Here is a 14,384-nt window from a genome sequence, read left to right as displayed (position 1 = left end):
AACATAAGCATAAGGTTTGCCTGCAATGGGTTGCCTCCAAACAAATGCTGGGCGTTTTAGATATGCATGTCTTACCGCCCCTGCTTGATACGATCATTCTGATTCAGCGACCGATAAATCTTATCCGGCACAGATTATTTTAGGTCTTAAGTCCGCTTGATCCTATGTAATCGGCGTTCTTTTAGTGGCTCTAAATACGACCAATACATTCGAAATATCCCCCTTTTTTTAATTACCAAACGTTCTCTTCAACTGTCAGTTTTGACAGTTGTAGCGCTTCTTCGAGTGCTGGATATTGAGTTTTGTGTTGCTGATAACACGATCAATAAAGGGATCTCGAAAATGGACAGGATAAGAACAGGCAAGGCGGCAGGTGAACTGGATCCAGGGTTTGGTGATGCCGGCAAGCTGGTTTACAGGGTCACCGGGGCTACACACTTCTCTGGCGCAGCTCTTCTTCAGGACGACGCCCGTATTCTTATTGCTGGAGCAGAGGCAGGTGGTGAGGTCGTCATACTCAGGTGTCTTCCGAATGGCCAACTTGATCCTGAGTTTGGTGATGAAGGTCAGGTCAATATCTCGCTGGGCACAGGAATCTCGGCCACAACTGCCAGGCCTGCAATTCAGCCTGATGGCAAGATCCTGGTTCATGGTGACCTTGAAGGGGAAATGATCTTCGTTGTTCGCTGTGCTGCGGACGGAACGGTAGATACGAGATTTGGTAATAACGGTGTGGTGTTGATTGATCTGTTTCAAAGCGCCGAACGGTTCAGAGCTCTGGTCGTACAGTCTGACGGGAAGATTGTGCTGTCCGGCGAGAGTTGGCGTGCATATGATGATTATGACGCGATACTTATACGTCTCACGGCGTCGGGCCAGCTTGATCCTGGATTTGGTGGAACAGGGATCATCAGGACTTTCAGAATGGGGTATGGTCCGCTGTTGAACCTGCCGGATGGTCGACTGTTGGTAGGAGGTCGTGCAAAAAACGCTCTGCTGTTCGAATGCTATCTCCCTGACGGTCAGTTAGACAAACAGTTCGGTAACGCGGGCGCACTGGTTGTCGAAGTTGAGTCAGCCTCATATTCAGAAGTGGCGGGGTTGACGCTCCAGGATGACGGGTCGATCGTGGCAGCAGGATCTGCGGGCATCGATTCCCAGTTGTTTCCGCTGGTGATCCGCATCCTCTCAACGGGGCAGGTCGATAATTCGTTCAACCATGGCCTGCCAGTTCTTGATAGCTTTGACGGTTATGAGGTGCAGAACTTCGCCGTTGCCGTGCAGCCTGACGGGAAAATTCTCGCGGCGGGTGGTTCAACTGGCACTCCTGACACTTCGAACTTCACGTTGATGCGTATTCTTCCTTCTGGCCGTCTGGATATGGAGTTTGGTAGCGATGCGAGGGTGATGACTGATCTGGGCGGCTTCGACTCGGTTTCCAACGTATTCGTCCAGCCAAACGGTCAAATTCTACTTGGCGGCCGAGTCATTGATTTTGATAAGGGGAACGGGGTCGGCGTTGCACGCTATATGGGTAGTTAAGGATGATCGGTTTCAAGTATCACTGGTTACAACAGGCAGCTTCGCGATCGACTTTTAAAGTTGTCCGCGAAGACTGTCTGCCAGGTTCGGGGTTCATATCGCGAAATGGCCACCTCAACCAATACTGACTATCAAGAGCAGTGATTTTTGCGTAAACGGCTCCGGGCGTAACCTTTGTTCATTCCCGAAATGAACCCGATCCGGAGGCTCTCATGAACCGCATTTACGCATTTGCCCTGTTATTGACCGTTGCTGTTGTCTCCGGCTGCTCGACCCACCATGCCGTTGAATTGCGTCCCTACACCGCTCAGGAAACTCATCAGCTAGCGCTGGAAGATCTGAATCGTCGCGGTTTGCCCTTCGATGAGTATCAGATCGCCAAGGCCAAACTGCTGGCTGAGCCACAGATGCAGGCTGTTCGAGCATTTGATAATCGCGGTGAGATCAGTGCTGATAACGCTGAAGTCAGCAAAGATCGTCAAGGTTAAGTGCTTAAGTACAGTCTCGTAAAATTCGTAGTCGATTAGAACTGTACCGGTTGTATTTTCTCCTGACTGTTCGTGTGTTTCTGGTTGCCGATTCGATAGGGTGAAGGCCTGCCCTTTAGATGTCTGGATCGCACCATGTCGCTCTCTCTCGATCTGCTACTTGCCTTTGCCCTGTTTGCGTTCGTCACGTCAGTGACACCGGGCCCGAATAATATGATGCTACTGGCCTCTGGGGTGAACTTCGGGTTCAACCGGACGGTGCCGCACATGTTGGGCATCTGCTGCGGTTTTTTCAGCCTGGTGCTGGCAGTCGGGCTGGGGTTAGGGGCCGCCTTCCAGGCGTACCCGCTGCTTTACACCATCCTGCGCTATGTCGGCGCTGCCTATTTGTTGTATCTGGCGTGGAAGATTGCCACATCAGGCCCGGCGTCGGACGCAGTGGGTGAAGAGGGCAAGCCACAGACATTGATGCAAGCCGCGCTGTTTCAGTGGGTCAACCCCAAAGCCTGGGTGATGGCCGTGGGTGCGATCAGCACCTACACACCACTGCAGGGTTACTTCACCAATGTAATGATCATCTCGGCGGTGTTTGCGCTGATCAACCTGCCCACTGTCAGTATCTGGGCAGGGTTCGGCAGCCTGCTGCGCAACGCGTTGCGCGATCCCTTCTGGTTGCGGGTGTTTAACGTAGGGATGGCGGTGCTGTTGGTGGTTTCGCTGTATCCGATGTTAAAGGGGTGACTGTTGGAGCGAGGCTTGCCCGCGAACCAGTCGACTCGGTGAGTCAGGCAGACCGCATCATCGTTTTTCGCGGGCAAGCCTCGCTCCAACAGTCATCGAACCAGTTGAAGCGAGGCTTGCCTTCGTAGGTCACTTCACAACGCCAACCGCAAATGCCCCCCAGCCTGTTTCTGCCGTGCGTGTACGCGATGCTGCAGGCCCAGGTAAAAATGCTCCAGCCCTTCCTGCAAACGCTCCTGAAGAATCTCGTCCAGTTCGCCGCCTTGTTCGTTATCCGCATAGCTGATCTGGCTATCGATGGCGAAAATGCCGTGCAGGACTTCCTGACATTTGAGCGCCGATAGCACTGGCTTCAGCGCGTAATCCACGGCCAGCATGTGAGCGATGCTGCCACCGGTTGCCAGCGGTAAAACCACCTTGCCGTGCAGCGAGCGCTCAGGCAGCAAGTCCAGCAGGGTTTTCAGCGCCCCGGAAAACGATGCTTTATAAACCGGTGTGCCAATCAGCAAGCCGTCGGCCTGTTTGACGGCTTCGATGAAGTCCAGCACTTGCGGGCTGTCGAAGTGGGCGAAGATCAGATCTTCAGCGTTGAAATCGCGAATACGCAGGGTCGTCACATCAACGCCCTTGGCGCGAAGCCAGCGACCGGCGTGTTCCAGGACTACGCCTGAACGGGATTTGAGAGCGGGGCTGCCTGACAGTGAAACTACCAACATGCTGAATTCCTTTTAAAAGCGTAAGGACTTCAAAGCAGCATGCATGCCAGCGCCGTTTAATGACTTAAGGTGCTGAAATTAAAGGTAAATATTCAGGTCGCAAGTGAGCGGCTCAACGACGTAGGTGCTCAATACCGGCCCCAACTGTTGATCCACTGTTGCTGCACCAACATTTGCAGACAAATTTCAGGCAAAAAAATCCCCGCAATCGGCAGATGCGGGGACGTTTGTTCTGCGTGTCAGTTTCTGAAAGCGGCGCCTGTCTGAATGACGTTGGCCGAGCCTAGCAACTGGCTGACGAAACGGCTCCAGCGAGTGATGTCCGCCGGGCCGACGAATATGACGTCCTGGGCCTGGAGCTCAAACTCTTTGGCCAGCAGGTAAGCCGTCGGTTTTTTCGCCAGCAGGTGATAAACCGTTGAGCGTGCGTTGGCCTGATTTTCCGCACCGCGGATCACGTACACCGCATCACCGTCGGCGCTTTCCGGATTCAGGCCGCCGGAATTACCCAGAGCTTCGAGCAATGTCACGCTGGTGGTGCCAAAGGAAATGACCTGCGGACGCTGGACTTCGCCCAGCACGTAGATCTTGTTCTTGGAGTTGCTGTTCAAGTGCAGATAGTCGCCATTTTTGAGGAAGATTTTGCTCAATTGCGAGTCTTTGCGGTTCAACGCGTCGACGTCAATCACATAGTCCTTGCCGTCGCGGCGCAAGGTCAGCCCCGCAAGGTTGGCGTCGGCCAGGTCCAGGCCAGCGGTGCTGATGGCCTGGACCAGACTCAACGGGATGTTGGTAATGGGTTGCGGGCCGGGGCTTTTGAATGAACCCGAGAGCAGGATGCGCTGGCTGTTGTAACGCAGCACTTTGACGTCGACTTTTACCTCGGTGTACTGCGGCGACAACCCCATGCGCAGTTGTTCGCGGATCTGCCCGACGGTTTTGCCTCCCGCCTGGATTCTGCCCACGTAAGGGAAATAGAGCGTGCCGTCGCTCAATACTTCCCGGCTGTTGGCGTCGAGTTGGTCCTGCGAGCCAGGTGCGGTCAGCTCAGGGTGTTCAAACACGATGACCAGCAAGGTGTCGCCGGGGCCGACGATGTATTCAGGCGTTTTGTAATTGAGCAGTTCGGCGGGCAACGGCCTGGAGCTGGCCGCGGCTTGTTGCTTCTGCTGCTTGAGGGTTTGCGGGGTGATCTGTACCAACTGAACATCCGGACCGTCCGGATCTTTTGCTTCAACATCTCCTGGGGTCATGTGCTGCCCGGGTGCAAAAGCACAGCCTTGCAAAATCAGACTGGAGAGCAGCACAACAGCTAGGGTTAGCTTCATATAGTGTTCCTTCCTAAAGGTGCGTTGGCACCACAGTGATTTCATTGCTTCCCTTACCAACACCGAGTGTTACGGGTCTTTTTTGATGGATGCACGCACCTCCTCCAGCGCCTCTCGGGCCGGTTGTTGATGTCTTGAAAGGTTTTTTGAAAGGGGCTAACTAAAAGGCGTTCTTGTGCAGAAAGCCTTTGAACAGCGTCAGCAGAATGATTTTCAGGTCCAGCCACAGGGACCAGTGTTCGATGTATTCCAGGTCGTACTCGACGCGCTTCTGCATCTTGTCCAGGGTGTCGGTTTCGCCCCGCCAGCCGTTGATCTGAGCCCAGCCGGTGATGCCCGGTTTGACCTTGTGCCGCAACATGTAGCCGCTCACCTGTTTACGGTATTGCTCGTTGTGCGCGACCGCGTGAGGACGCGGGCCGACGATGGACATATCGCCACGTAATACATTGAAGAACTGCGGCAGTTCGTCCAGCGAGGTTCGTCGCAGGAACCCGCCCAGCGGCGTGACGCGTGCATCGTTGCGGGTCGCCTGACTCACTACCTCGCCGTTTTCCTGAACGCTCATGCTGCGGAATTTCCAGACCATGATCGGTCGCCCGTCCAGCCCGTAACGGCGCTGGCGAAACAGCACTGGCCCGGGGGAAGTCAGTTTGATCGCGACGGCAATCAATAGCAGGGGCAGGGCGATCATGCTCAGGATCACGCTGGACAACGCAATGTCCTCGACGCGCTTCACCAGACTCCAGGCACCGTCCATGGGCGAGTCGAAAATACTGATACTTGCCAGGCCGTTGATGCTTTCGCTGCGGGCATGCAGCAGTTCGAACATGAACACATCCGGTATCAGGTACACCGAAGCGGTGGTGTCACTGAGCCCCTTGACCAGCTCCTGGACGTGGGGTTGGGCGGTGAGTGCCAAGGTGATGTAAACCTTGTCGATGCGGCCTTCGCGAGCGTCATCGATCAATTGTTCCAGATCACCCAGTATTCTGATGTCCGCTGCGATCTCGGCACCGGTTTCGGGGTTTTTATTCAAGGGGGTTGCCAGATCATAGAAGCCCAACACTCGCAGCCCCATCCACGGTGCGCTGGAGATCGATTTGGCAAGCCGCACGCCGACCTGACCGGTCCCGACAATCGCCACTCTCCGGGTATTGAAGCCGCGTCGCCGCAAGCCATGCAGGACGCTGCGAATCAGCAAGCGATAGCCGCAGAGTACGGCCAGCACCGAGGCGAACCAGGCCATCTGGGCGTTGTTCGGCATGTCGGCATGGTTGAGCAGCAGGTAATCCATGGACAGCAGAGCCACGAAGGTCAGCGCCCAGTAATTGAACACCTTGATCAGCTCGCGCAGGATTCGCTCACCACGCCACGAGCCGTACATCTGGTGATACTCACCGAGCCAGTGGAAGACCAGCACTGCCAGCAGGATCTGGATCCAGGCTTCGGCGCTGGATGTTTCTGGATTCAACTGACTCTGCCAGTAGCCGCCCAGCACAATGACCGTCAGGTCGAGCAGGCGGTGGGCAACCGATAACAAGGATTGATGCGCGTGAAGAATGCCGCGAACGGGATTACGCATGGCAGTGCTCGCTCAGACGGATTTGATCGGAATGACCCGGGCGGTCTGTTCGTTGCTGACCAGAATCGGGGATACCAGAAGCGTTCTGTGCCGGGCGGGCTGACGTGCCAGACGTGCAGCGGCGAGGCGACTTTCGACGAAGCTCCTCATTTCATCTTCGAAGCGTTGCGCCCCAAACCGTTCTGCGTTGGCGCGACAGGCCTGGACACTGATACGGGCATGAGCAGCTTCGAACTCTCCCACCGCGGCGACCAGCGATGACACGGTCTGCTGGTCGTAGAACACGCCGGTCGGTTGTGGATGGTCCAGACCGCAGACGGTTTCCAGCACGCCACCCTTGCCAAAGGCGATCACCGGCGTGCCACAGGCCTGAGCTTCTACCGGGCTGATGCCGAAGTCTTCTTCGGCGGCAAAAACAAAGGCTTTGGCGTTGCGCATGTGTTCCAGCAGCACCGCAAACGGCTGAAAGCCCAGCAGCGTGACGTTGGGTGCATGAATCAGCTTTGCCTTGGCCATTTCCGGACCGTCACCGATCACGATCAGGCGCTTGTCCGGCATCGCCGCAAACGCTTCGATAATCATCGGCATGCGTTTGTAAGGCACCATGCGCGATGCAGTGAAGTAGTAGTCCTGTTTGGTGTCTTGCGGGGTGAAGTTGACGGTATCCACTGGCGGGGAAATGACCGTGGAGTCCCGGCGATGGCTTTTTGAAACCCCCCCCGCCGATGAAGTGCGAATTGGCAATGAAATCGTCAACACCGGACGAGGTGCGCTGATCCCACATGCGGATGTAATGCAGGATCATCCGCGCCACTTTGCTCTTGAAGCCGCTGCTCATGCCCGACTCCAGCAAGTACTGGTGTTGCAGGTCCCAGGCGTAGCGGATCGGCGAGTGCACGTAGCTGACATGCAATTGATCCGGGCCGCTAAGCACACCTTTGGCCACGGCGTGGCTGCTGCTGATGATCAGGTCGTAACCCGAGAGGTCCAGTTGTTCGATGGCCAGCGGCATCAGAGGCAGGTAACGCTGGTAGTGGGTTTTAGCCTTGGGCAAACGCTGGATAAAAGTGGTCTTGGCCACTTTGCCTTGCAAGTGGGCGCGGTCCTGGTCACTGAGAAAGTCGATTACTGAAAACAGATCGGCCTGGGGCCAGATATTGATCAGCGATGCCAATACGCGCTCGGCACCGGCATACGTCACCAGCCAGTCGTGGACTATTGCGATTCTCATTGAGGTTCCCTTCTGTATGCACAGGCTCTACATCAGGCGCGGGCTGTCTGCGTCTTGGCGTGGCGATTGTTGAGGCGTTTGCCCCACTGGATAAATGGCGTTTCGATGCAGCGAAAGGACAAATGGGCGATGCCCAGGGTCAGTACGGTTGCCAGCAAGGCGTCGTATAGCGGTGGTAGTTGCAGGCCGCGCAGCATGTATTCGGCCAGCATCAGCATTGACGGATGCAGCAGGTACAACGAGTAACTGACGCTGCCGAGCCAGACCAACAGCGGGTGATCAAGGCGGGCACGACGGGTCAGCAACAGAAAGCTGGCGATCGCCAGCGCGTAAGTGAGCAAGTAACGTCCGCCGGCTTCTCCTTCGATAAGGTTTTCGCCGTAGGCCAACAGCAACGTGGGCGGTAACAGCAGCAGGTAAGCCCCCAGCATCAGCACAAGACAGCGGGTCAGTTGGCGGCTGTGCTCGGCGAGTAACCATTGACGCCAGATCGAGCCAAAGAACATCAACGACAAAGCCAGCGGCAGGGCCACAGGGACTTTGCGCTCGGTGAGTTCGCGGACAACGGCCAGTAGCAGGCCCAGCACGAGCATGCCCAGTGCACAGCGGGTTCGCACGCCGAGGTCATAGAGCTTGCCGCTGAGAAACAGCAGCAGACACAAGCCGTAGAACACCAGTTCGATGAACAGCGTCCAGTACAGTCCGATTACGTCATCGAAACCCATCAGCGTCTGGACCATGCTTATGTTGGCAACGATTTGCGGCCAGGAGGGGAACAGTCCGCCGGACAGTTGCAGCAGGACCAGATACACCAGCAGCGACAGCCAGTAAGCCGGGTACAGACGCATGAACCGCGAAATCACAAAACGTCGCGCACCTTCAGGGCCGGGACGCAGGCTGAACGGAATGACCACACCGCTGATCATGAAGAACCACAGCACGCCGAATTTGCCGATATCCAGTTCGTGAAATAGCCAGAAATCACCCAGCAGCGGGGCATAGAGGTGAGTGAACACCACCAGCAATGCTGCGATGCCGCGCAATGCATCCAGATAAGCCAGGCGTTTCATGTCAAGACTTGCCCGACGTGGTTTCAGCGGTGTGCTGTAGCGGACTGGACAGCGGATCGATTTGAATCAATGCGTCGATACGCTGAGAAACGCGGCGAGCCGACTCTTCCCAGGAAAAGCGCTCGGCATTGTGCAGCCCGCGGCGGCGCAAGGCCTGGCGCAGCGGTTCGTCTGTGAGAATGCGCTCCATGGCCGAGGCCATATGTGACACGTCCAGCGGGTCGAAATACAGCGTGCTGGCTTGTAGCACTTCTGGAATGGACGCCGCATTGGCGGCCAGTACCGGGCAACCGCAGGCCTGGGCCTCCAGTGGCGGGATGCCGAAACCTTCGTACAGCGATGGAAAGACAAACGCCGTCGCACCCTGATACTGCTTGATCAGTTCGGCATCGCTGAGGCGCCCTAGAAAGCGGATACGCGGATCACGACAGGCCAGACGTTGCAGTTCCGGCGCGGCGAAGATTTCACTGGCGGCACCGACGATGTGTAATTGCACGTCGTCATGACCGCGCAAGGTCAGGAATGCCTGAATCATGCGGTTGAAGTTCTTGTGTGCGCTGGGTGAGGAAACGGCCAGCAGATAGCGTTGGTTATCGGCAGGTGCGACACCGGGGCGAAAGTCATCGCTGGTTGCATTGGGCACGACGAAAATACGTTGTTCCGGGTAGCCGTAGAACCGGGCAATTTCGTTTCGTGAAAAGTTGCTGACGGTGAGCAACGACTTGAGTCGCCATAACAGGACAGGCGTCACGGTGCGGTAAACCGCGCGGAACATTCGCGAGTAACTTTGTGGGTGGCGCACGTAATTGATGTCGTGGTGAGTGGCGATCTGATTGGCGTAGAACATGGGCGCGGTGCTGGACAGTGAGACCAGTAGCGGGCGACCGTGACGCATCAGGTACAGCGGTAAATCCAGCTGTTCCCACACGTGGCCTTTGTTGTGGCCGATGCATTGCACGTCCAGAGCCTTGGCGCTTTCGCTCATTTTTATGCCATGGGGGGCGACAAAAACCAGGTCATTGCGCAGTTGCTTGAGCGCCAGGCAGATCTGCTCGGCAAAGCGCTGAATCCCACGCATTTCCTGGGTAAGAAATCGGGCATTGATCACAATCATGGTCGAAGGTCTCTGCGCAGGATGGGGGTAGGTGGTGGTCTGCTTGATGAATGATTGCGCTGGTGCACAATGAACCCAGGTTTCTGTAGGAGCTGCCGAAGGCTGCGAATGGCGTCGTGTCAGGAAAAATGATTTCGCAGCCTTCGGCAGCTCCTACAGGAAACATGTGTTGACGGGAGCTGTGTATCACCGGGCAAACAACGGTGGCTTGCTGCCCAGGCGGATAATTTTCGGAAACTCGTTGATCGGCACTTGGGCCGAGCAGCGGCTGTCGTTGCAGTTCCAGGGGACGCCGCTGTCGTGCTGGCCTCGTTGCGGTTGGCCGCTGTCGGTCAGCAGTACATTGCCTGTCTGAACACTACTGGCATCGATTGCAATTGAACTCGGCGGCCCGGTGCTCCAGGCCACCAGAATCTGCTCCGATCCTTTGGCAAAGCGCAGCAGGTAGACGCTATCCAGTTCCCGACTCTTTTCTGCGTCATAGCGAAAGTCGTGCAGAAACGGGCTGATGGCTTTCAGGGTCAGATAAGACGGCTTGGCCGTCAGGTCCTGATTGAAAAAACCGGAATTCTGTTCCGGGTTGCCGGGATCCTTGCCGTCGTCCATCAACTCGTACCACCACAAACCTTTGATATCCGGCACGGTCTGGGCCAGGAAAAAACTCCGGGCCAGCCAGGCGGCCTTGGCCTGTTCACTGGCTCCGCATTCGTCGCTGTTGCCGGGCCAGCCCATTTCGGTGAGGTATAGCGCCACAGGCCGTGCAACCCGAGCCCTGAGGTCGGCATCGATCCAGCGCAACCAGGCAATCCATCGTTCCGGGGTATGCTGTCCGTCCTGACGGCAATACTCATAAGGATGCAGAGACAGGCCATCCACATGATCGAGCAATCCGGCTGTCACCAGACGGTCGGCAAATCCCGCTTCCATCCCTTGGGTTGTTACCGCGCTGGCCAGAATTGTCACAGGATTTTTTCGCTGTCGCAGTGTGTTGGCGGTTTGTTCAATCAGGTTGCTGTAGTCCCGGGCAATGGCCAGGTCGACCGGGTTCTCTTCGTCCCACTCATTCCCTATTTCGTAAAAGTCCACGCGGTCGGCCAGATTACCGCTGACGAAACTGACGTAGTTCGCGTTGCTATCATTCAATACCAGCAGGGGTCTGAGTTTGTACTTCTGTGTCCTGTTCAGGTATGCCTGCCAGGCGGGATCGATCTGCAACTGGCCGTAATGGGGCTCTGCTATGGGCCACCAGGCATCATCGCGAACCGAATCGACGCCAGCGGCTTCGAGCAGTTGCAGCACTTTGGCCGACAGGCCGTTTTTGTTCATCAAGTGAGTCGCGACACCAATAATGAATCGTTCGTCAGCGGTTGCAGTACCGCTCAATAACAGGCTCAGGAGACAAAGGGTCAGTGGCGTTCTTGACAGTCTTCGAGGCGGCTTGCGCATGGTTGTCTCAATGAAGAGGCACGGTCCGGAGCGTAAGCGTCCAGGCTCTGGTTGGTCACGGGCCGGTAAATAACACTGCTTATAAAGACGGAGCCCGGTATGTCAGGTTGGACCTGACGCACCAGGCTTCGCCTGGTATGACGTGTCGTCCAGCAAGGTCTGTTCGAGAATGCTTTCGTAGCTGTCGAGCATCAGTTGCAGGTCTGTCAGCGCCCCGACACTGATTCGGGCCTGAGCGCTCAAACGTGCCAGCAAGTCAGGCTGCTGATGCAGCTTGAGCATCGCCACACCCAGCGAGTCCGGATCGTCGGGGCTGCACAGCAGGCCATTGAACTGATCCTGAATAATTTCCGGGAGTCCGCCCATTCGACTGGCTATCACCGGTACCGACCAGGAGCAGGCCTCAACGGCGACCATACCGAAGGGCTCGTTCCAGATTGACGGCACGATGGCAACATCGATTTGCTTGTAGAAGTCTTCAGGGGCCTGATAGCCGACGAAGCTTATTTTTGGCGAGTGGGCCAGTGCCTTGAGGCGTTCTTCATCGTCCAGTTGACCCCGGCCGGCAATCTGCAAAGTGGCATCAATAGGTAGTTGCTGGAATTGCTCGATCAGCCAGCGCAGCCCTTTAGGTTCGGACAAGGTGCCCATGTAGCCGAAGCGTAGCGGAGCATTTTTCGCCGGCGGCCCCAGGCTTTTGACCTTGATCGGTATGGCCGGACGAGGACTGGCGTTGTGCACTACGTAGCCACGGGCTCCTTTGAAATAACCCTGGGCTTGCAGGGTGTCGAGCATGAAGCGGCTGACGCCGACGACCGTGTTGACCTGGGCCGAGCGGGCCTCGTGGCCTTTGCGAAAGTGCTCGCAGCGGCCACATTGAGTCTTGCAGCTTTGACCTTTGCTGAACATGGTGCTGCCGGGACACAACAGGTAGAGATCATGAAGCACCTGGACGATGGGCAGTCCGGCGGCGGTGATCTCGTCCCAGGCTGAAACCGACCAACCGGTCAGGTTGTGGCACACCACCAGATCCGGTTTTTCCTGGGCGATCACTTGCTTCACATAATCGCGCATGCCTGCGTTGTAGCGATCGCGCAGATGCCAGCCCAGTCTCGCCAGTTTACCGGGGCGCTGGGCGCTGAAGTGCCAATAGAAATTACGCAATCCGGCGCGGTAGACCTTCACCAGATTGACGGTCTCTTCGACAAGACCTGACTGCGGGCCGGTGGCAAGTACTGCGACCTGGTAGCCACGTTGCTGCAGGCCTTCGACCGTGCGTTGCAGGATGATTTCTGCGCCGCCACCAATGTCCGGGGCATACAGGCTGCTGATGAACAGGGCCTTCATAGCGGATATGACTTGTGCAGGCCCAACACACCGGACTCGCCATCGGCGATGGCTCGTTCGATCAGACTCAAGCGTTGCTCGGCACCGCGTCGCTTGGCAATCAGCCGCAACAGGCGGAAGAATACCCAGCGATTGAAGCTGTAGAGACATTCCGACGAGGCCCAGATGTTCTTGTCGAACCAGGCCTGATTACGGGCACCGTAATAGGCGCGAAGATCCGAGCCGCCCAGCAGAAAACTTTCATAGATATTGCTGGTGCGCGCTTTGATGTTCCATGAGTCCTCAAGGTCATCCAGCAGTGCATCCGGCACCAGAAAAATGCGTCCGCCGGTGGCGGTAATGCGCCAGGTGTATTCACTGTCGTCGGCGTACAACATCAACGCATCCAGTGGCAGGCCGATGCGCTGGTAAAGGCTGCGATGGGCGAGCAGACCGCCGTAAGTAGCGAAGGGCAGTTGCACCGTTTCGATCTTTTTGTATCTGCCCTGAGGCTGACCCCAAGGCAAGCGTCGCCAGATCTTGTAGGGCAGTTGCGCGATATGAAAACCGAAGAAGCTGGAGCGACGCTGGATAGCAAAGCGGCGCGGTACACCGGCCGCGATGTCGGCCTGGTGAGTAGGACGAAAGCCCAGCACGGCGGCCTTGTCTTTACCATCAATGGCCTGGCGCTGAGCCAGGCTCTGATGCAGGGTTGCAATGGCGTTGATCGTCGGCGCGTTGTCGTCATCCATCAGCCAGATGTATTCAGCGCCAGCGTCCAGCGCAGCCTGAATGCCTACTGAATAGCCTTTGGCAGAACCGGTGTTGTTCTGCAGATAAATGACCTCGACCTGACCCGGCCAGATTGTGCGCAGGTTTTCCAGCGGCGCAACCGAGGCATTGCTGACGATAATCACCCGGTTGATCAGCGGACTCTCCAGCGAGCGGCTGACCAGCGTATGCAAGTAGTTGTAGCGATCGCCATAGGTCAGCGTCACCAGCGTTGTGAGTTGGGTCATCGTGAGGTTCCGGTAAATGAGGTCAGAGAGCTGGAGCAGGCTTGTGGCTATCAAACACTTACTTGTAGGAGCGCACGAGCACCGCGAGGCCGCGATAGCGGTGTATCAGAAAGGACGCCATCGCTGCCTCGCGGTGCTCGTGAGCTCCTACAGAAAAGCATTGCAAATCAGGTAACTGCATTTGTTTGACAGGCGCTGCCCCGGTGTGGGCAGGGATCTCATTTCAGATCAGGGCAACAAGAAGTGGGCTCAGGTGCAGCGAGCGTCAAACCCGTGCTTCCATCCGCAGCAAACTGCTCATCGGCAGCACCACTTTCTGTTCGCGTTGCAGCAGGTTGAGCAGGATGACGGCGCGCTCGGTGCCATCGCAGGCGAGGAATATCGCTTCGATATCGCACAGCTCGCCCGCCTTGATCAGCACATGTTCGCCGTACCTGAACTCGGCCTTTGGGGCAGGAGTGCTCAGGCGCAGGCGAATCTGCTCGATCAGTTCGTCCTGCACCGGCACCGGGTGGCCACCAAATGTCACGATTCTGGCAACACCCCGGGTGGAGCGGATCGGGTACCAGTTGTCATGGATCTGATCCATGCGAATGAATAGATAGCCGGGGAACAGTTCCTCCTGATTCATCGGTCGAGCACTGCGCTTTTTCGTATCGCCAGGCTTGAACGGGCGATAGCACTCGAAATTCTGACGCTGCAGGTGTTCCTCGGCGCGTGCTTCCTGGCGGGGTTTGGTCTGAATCAGGTACCAGCGGGCTGGGTTACTCAAAGACAT

Annotated in this window: 12 protein-coding genes and 1 pseudogene; 3 read left to right on the top strand and 10 right to left on the bottom strand. The window is 56.7% G+C overall.

From position 1 onward, the window contains the following. Positions 1–285 precede the first annotated feature (285 nt). The 3 genes from AO242_RS00125 to AO242_RS00115 all read left to right on the top strand — a co-directional run bounded on the left by AO242_RS00125 (position 286) and on the right by AO242_RS00115 (position 2,771). A complete protein-coding gene (locus AO242_RS00125; protein ID WP_141562166.1) occupies positions 286–1,542 on the top strand; it encodes a hypothetical protein in 1,257 nt (418 codons plus the stop codon). A 212-nt stretch (positions 1,543–1,754) separates the two neighbouring features. Beyond that, complete coding sequence (locus AO242_RS00120; RefSeq protein ID WP_099267216.1) at positions 1,755–2,030, top strand: hypothetical protein; 276 nt, start codon at positions 1,755–1,757, stop codon at positions 2,028–2,030. Positions 2,031–2,165: 135 nt separating this feature from the next. After that, the gene (locus AO242_RS00115; protein ID WP_027899240.1) at positions 2,166–2,771 is read left to right on the top strand and encodes a LysE family translocator; all 606 of its coding nucleotides are present in this window, start codon (positions 2,166–2,168) and stop codon (positions 2,769–2,771) included. 134 nt (positions 2,772–2,905) lie between these two features. Here the strand turns inward: AO242_RS00115 and ssuE are convergent, their stop codons facing one another. The 10 genes and pseudogenes from ssuE to rfaH form a co-directional block, all read right to left on the bottom strand. After that, positions 2,906–3,487 carry an NADPH-dependent FMN reductase gene (ssuE, locus tag AO242_RS00105; RefSeq protein ID WP_027899241.1) on the bottom strand — a complete coding sequence of 194 codons (582 nt, stop codon included), beginning with the start codon at positions 3,485–3,487 and terminating at the stop codon, positions 2,906–2,908. Between the two features lie 239 nt (positions 3,488–3,726). Further along, positions 3,727–4,815 carry a polysaccharide biosynthesis/export family protein gene (locus AO242_RS00100; protein ID WP_099267215.1) on the bottom strand — a complete coding sequence of 363 codons (1,089 nt, stop codon included), beginning with the start codon at positions 4,813–4,815 and terminating at the stop codon, positions 3,727–3,729. Between the two features lie 160 nt (positions 4,816–4,975). Next, positions 4,976–6,400, bottom strand: a complete 1,425-nt coding sequence (locus tag AO242_RS00095; protein ID WP_099267214.1) for an undecaprenyl-phosphate glucose phosphotransferase — start codon at positions 6,398–6,400, stop codon at positions 4,976–4,978. Positions 6,401–6,412: 12 nt separating this feature from the next. Continuing rightward, a pseudogene (locus AO242_RS00090) lies at positions 6,413–7,631 on the bottom strand (glycosyltransferase family 4 protein). A 32-nt stretch (positions 7,632–7,663) separates the two neighbouring features. Then, a complete protein-coding gene (locus AO242_RS00085; RefSeq protein WP_099267213.1) occupies positions 7,664–8,701 on the bottom strand; it encodes an acyltransferase family protein in 1,038 nt (345 codons plus the stop codon). 1 nt (position 8,702) lies between these two features. Then, a complete protein-coding gene (locus AO242_RS00080; RefSeq protein ID WP_027899246.1) occupies positions 8,703–9,815 on the bottom strand; it encodes a glycosyltransferase family 4 protein in 1,113 nt (370 codons plus the stop codon). 186 nt (positions 9,816–10,001) lie between these two features. Then, positions 10,002–11,198: a hypothetical protein gene (locus AO242_RS00075; RefSeq protein WP_257153343.1), complete on the bottom strand. Its 1,197-nt coding sequence runs from the start codon at positions 11,196–11,198 to the stop codon at positions 10,002–10,004. A gap of 165 nt (positions 11,199–11,363) precedes the next feature. Then, positions 11,364–12,608, bottom strand: coding sequence for a glycosyltransferase family 4 protein (locus AO242_RS00070; RefSeq protein WP_099267211.1), 1,245 nt, complete (start codon positions 12,606–12,608; stop codon positions 11,364–11,366). After that, entirely contained in the window at positions 12,605–13,606 is a 1,002-nt protein-coding gene (locus AO242_RS00065; RefSeq protein WP_099267210.1) for a glycosyltransferase, read from the bottom strand. Before AO242_RS00065 ends, AO242_RS00070 begins: the two co-directional genes overlap by 4 nt. Before the next feature lie 265 nt (positions 13,607–13,871). Continuing rightward, positions 13,872–14,384: a transcription/translation regulatory transformer protein RfaH gene (rfaH, locus tag AO242_RS00060; protein WP_099267209.1), complete on the bottom strand. Its 513-nt coding sequence runs from the start codon at positions 14,382–14,384 to the stop codon at positions 13,872–13,874.

This window comes from Pseudomonas sp. ICMP 561 (assembly GCF_002699985.1).
Classification (GTDB): domain Bacteria; phylum Pseudomonadota; class Gammaproteobacteria; order Pseudomonadales; family Pseudomonadaceae; genus Aquipseudomonas; species Aquipseudomonas quasicaspiana.
Note: the sequence above shows the minus strand (reverse complement) of the source record. Positions and strands in the feature narration are given on the sequence as shown.

What these genes read in the sequence shown, in the direction of transcription:
- AO242_RS00120 (WP_099267216.1), top strand. Translation starts at nt 1,755, where the DNA reads ATGAACCGCATTTACGCATTTGCCCTGTTATTGACCGTTGCTGTTGTC.
- AO242_RS00115 (WP_027899240.1), top strand. Translation starts at nt 2,166, where the DNA reads ATGTCGCTCTCTCTCGATCTGCTACTTGCCTTTGCCCTGTTTGCGTTC.
- ssuE (WP_027899241.1), bottom strand. Translation starts at nt 3,487, where the DNA reads ATGTTGGTAGTTTCACTGTCAGGCAGCCCCGCTCTCAAATCCCGTTCA.
- AO242_RS00100 (WP_099267215.1), bottom strand. Translation starts at nt 4,815, where the DNA reads ATGAAGCTAACCCTAGCTGTTGTGCTGCTCTCCAGTCTGATTTTGCAA.
- AO242_RS00095 (WP_099267214.1), bottom strand. Translation starts at nt 6,400, where the DNA reads ATGCGTAATCCCGTTCGCGGCATTCTTCACGCGCATCAATCCTTGTTA.
- AO242_RS00085 (WP_099267213.1), bottom strand. Translation starts at nt 8,701, where the DNA reads ATGAAACGCCTGGCTTATCTGGATGCATTGCGCGGCATCGCAGCATTG.
- AO242_RS00080 (WP_027899246.1), bottom strand. Translation starts at nt 9,815, where the DNA reads ATGATTGTGATCAATGCCCGATTTCTTACCCAGGAAATGCGTGGGATT.
- AO242_RS00070 (WP_099267211.1), bottom strand. Translation starts at nt 12,608, where the DNA reads ATGAAGGCCCTGTTCATCAGCAGCCTGTATGCCCCGGACATTGGTGGC.
- AO242_RS00065 (WP_099267210.1), bottom strand. Translation starts at nt 13,606, where the DNA reads ATGACCCAACTCACAACGCTGGTGACGCTGACCTATGGCGATCGCTAC.
- rfaH (WP_099267209.1), bottom strand. Translation starts at nt 14,384, where the DNA reads ATGTCTTTGAGTAACCCAGCCCGCTGGTACCTGATTCAGACCAAACCC.